The sequence below is a fragment of the Halochromatium sp. genome, assembly GCF_046541315.1.
Classification (GTDB): domain Bacteria; phylum Pseudomonadota; class Gammaproteobacteria; order Chromatiales; family Chromatiaceae; genus Lamprobacter.
Window position 1 is genome coordinate 1 of sequence record NZ_JBKHDN010000294.1, and the last position, 2,594, is coordinate 2,594.

Genomic DNA, 2,594 nt, shown 5'->3' on the forward strand with positions numbered 1-2,594 from the left:
GATGTACGGTCCCACCACCGGCGACAAGCTGCGGCTCGCCGATACCGACCTGATCGTCGAGGTCGAGGAAGACCTGACCCACTACGGCGACGAGGTCAAGTTCGGCGGCGGCAAGGTGATTCGCGACGGCATGGGCCAGTGCCAGTGCCAGTCCGACGAGGTCATGGACCTGGTCATCACCAATGCCCTGATCCTCGACTTCTGGGGCGTGGTCAAGGCCGATGTCGGTATCAACAATGGCCGCATCGCCGCGATCGGCAAGGCCGGCAATCCGGATACCCAGCATGGCGTCGATGTGCGGATCGGTCCCGGCACCGAGATCATCGCCGGCGAGGGCCAGATCCTGACCGCCGGCGGGCTCGATGCCCATGTCCATTTCATCTGCCCGCAGCAGGCCGAGGAGGCGCTGGCCTCCGGCGTGACCACGCTGCTCGGCGGCGGCACCGGCCCGGCCACCGGCACCAATGCCACCACCTGCACGCCCGGGCCTTGGAACATCCGTCGCATGTTGCAGGCCGCCGAAGGACTGCCGATCAACTTCGGCGTGTTCGGCAAGGGCAACGGCAGCCAGCCGAACGCGCTCGAGGAACAGGTCCGTTGCGGCGCCATGGGGCTGAAATTGCACGAGGACTGGGGCACGACCCCGGCCGCGATCGACTGCGCGCTCGGCGTCGCCGAAAAGATGGACGTGCAGGTCGCGATCCACACCGACACGTTGAACGAATCCGGCTTCGTCGAGGACACCATCGCCGCGTTCAAGGACCGCGTGATCCACACCTATCACACCGAGGGCGCCGGCGGCGGCCATGCGCCGGACATCATCAAGACCGCCGGGCTGGCCAACGTGCTGCCGTCGTCGACCAATCCGACCCGGCCGTACACGGTCAACACGGTTGACGAGCATCTGGACATGCTGATGGTCTGCCATCATCTGTCGCCGTCGATCCCGGAGGACGTCGCCTTCGCCGAATCGCGCATCCGCCGCGAGACCATCGCCGCCGAGGACATCCTGCACGACCTCGGCGCCTTCTCGATGATCGCCTCCGACTCGCAGGCGATGGGGCGCGTCGGCGAGGTGATCACGCGCACCTGGCAGACCGCGCACAAGATGAAGGTCCAGCGCGGCCACCTGGCCGCGCCTGATTGGGCCGGCGCAATCGATCGCGGCGATAACGACAACTACCGCGCCAAGCGCTACATCGCCAAGTACACCATCAATCCGGCCATCGCCCACGGCATCGCCCATGAGGTCGGCTCGATCGAGGTCGGCAAGCTCGCCGACCTGGTGCTGTGGAAGCCGGCCTTCTTCGCCACCAAGCCAAGCCTGATCATCAAGGGCGGCATGATCGCGATGGCGCCGATGGGCGACCCCAACGGCTCGATCCCGACCCCGCAGCCGGTCCACTACCGGCCCATGTTCGGCGCCTTCGGCGGCGCGCTCGGCGAGACCTGCATGACCTTCATCTCGCAATGGGCGCTGCAGGCCGGCGAGCCCCAGCGGCTGAATCTGCGGCGGCGCGTCGGCGTGGTGCGCGACGTGCGTCAGGTGCGCAAGGTCGACATGATCCACAACTTCTGGCAGCCGACCATCGAGGTCGACCCGCAGACCTATCAGGTGCGCGCCGACGGCGAGCTGCTGACCTGCGAGCCGGCCGACGTGCTGCCGCTGGCGCAGCGGTATTTCCTGTTTTGATTGCGAGCGGCACCGGACTCGTCGCCGTGTCCCGGCTCGCTACGCCGGGGTGCGCGCCGGTGATGAGTCCGTCGAACCTCGGCTCGACGAATTGGATGGCAGGCCTTGTCAGTGCGATTCGCGGTAGGTTGCCGCCAGATGATGACCGATAGCGATCTCGCGCTGCGGCTGACCCAGCGGCTGACCGAGACGCTGCCGGCCAGCGCGGCGCTGGCGCGTCTCGCGGCGCCGATTGCCGACGCCGCAGAGCAAGCCCGCCTGGTCACCGATGCCGAGATCGGCGCGAGCACGCCGGCATTGGCCATCGCCAGCAGCCTGCACGAAACCCAGTACACACGACTCTATCGCTCATGATTGCGGCTCTGTTTCGTTCGCTCCCGTTGCGCCTGGCGCTGAGCCTGGCGCTGACTGGCGCCATCGCCTTCCTGTCGCTCATCCCCGGTGATCCCGAAGAGGATGATCCGGCGCTGGTGGTCGCCCTCGGCACCGTGCCCTCGTTGTTTCAAAACGCCATGCACCTGGTGCTCTACGCGGTCCTGACCTTATTCTGGGCAGCGGCGCTGGCGCGCTTTGGAAGACTGCGGCGGTGGGGGGCCATCGGCGTCTTCCTCTATGGGGTCATGCTGGAGATTGCGCAGTTCTTCGTCGCCGGGCGCTATGCCTCATGGTTGGATCTTGGCTTGAACGGGGCCGGCGTGCTGCTCGGCGCGGCGCTCGCCGCAAGACTGATCCCTCCGTCACGACGGGCATGAGCCGAATGACCAATCTGCGCGCGGGCGAGGGCCTGGAGGCGATCGTCGCTTTCATCCTGCGCGAGGGGATGCTCGACTGAGCGCCGCGAGTCGCCGCGGGCGGGCAGAACCTCGAACAAGGCAGCGCAGGGATCGACTCTCGGCGTCGG

3 protein-coding genes are annotated in these 2,594 nt (G+C 67.2%); all 3 read left to right on the plus strand.

The window, feature by feature from the left end; genetic code table 11:
• Position 1 precedes the first annotated feature (1 nt).
• The 3 genes from ureC (at position 2) to ACLFQI_RS13325 (ending at position 2,445) form a co-directional block, all read left to right on the plus strand.
• Positions 2–1,693 carry an urease subunit alpha gene (gene ureC, locus ACLFQI_RS13315; RefSeq protein WP_410760046.1) on the plus strand — a complete coding sequence of 564 codons (1,692 nt, stop codon included), beginning with the start codon at positions 2–4 and terminating at the stop codon, positions 1,691–1,693.
• A 141-nt stretch (positions 1,694–1,834) separates the two neighbouring features.
• Positions 1,835–2,047, plus strand: a complete 213-nt coding sequence (locus tag ACLFQI_RS13320; protein ID WP_410760048.1) for a hypothetical protein — start codon at positions 1,835–1,837, stop codon at positions 2,045–2,047.
• Entirely contained in the window at positions 2,044–2,445 is a 402-nt protein-coding gene (locus tag ACLFQI_RS13325) for a VanZ family protein (RefSeq protein ID WP_410760050.1), read from the plus strand. Before ACLFQI_RS13320 ends, ACLFQI_RS13325 begins: the two co-directional genes overlap by 4 nt.
• The last annotated feature ends 149 nt before the right edge of the window (positions 2,446–2,594 follow it).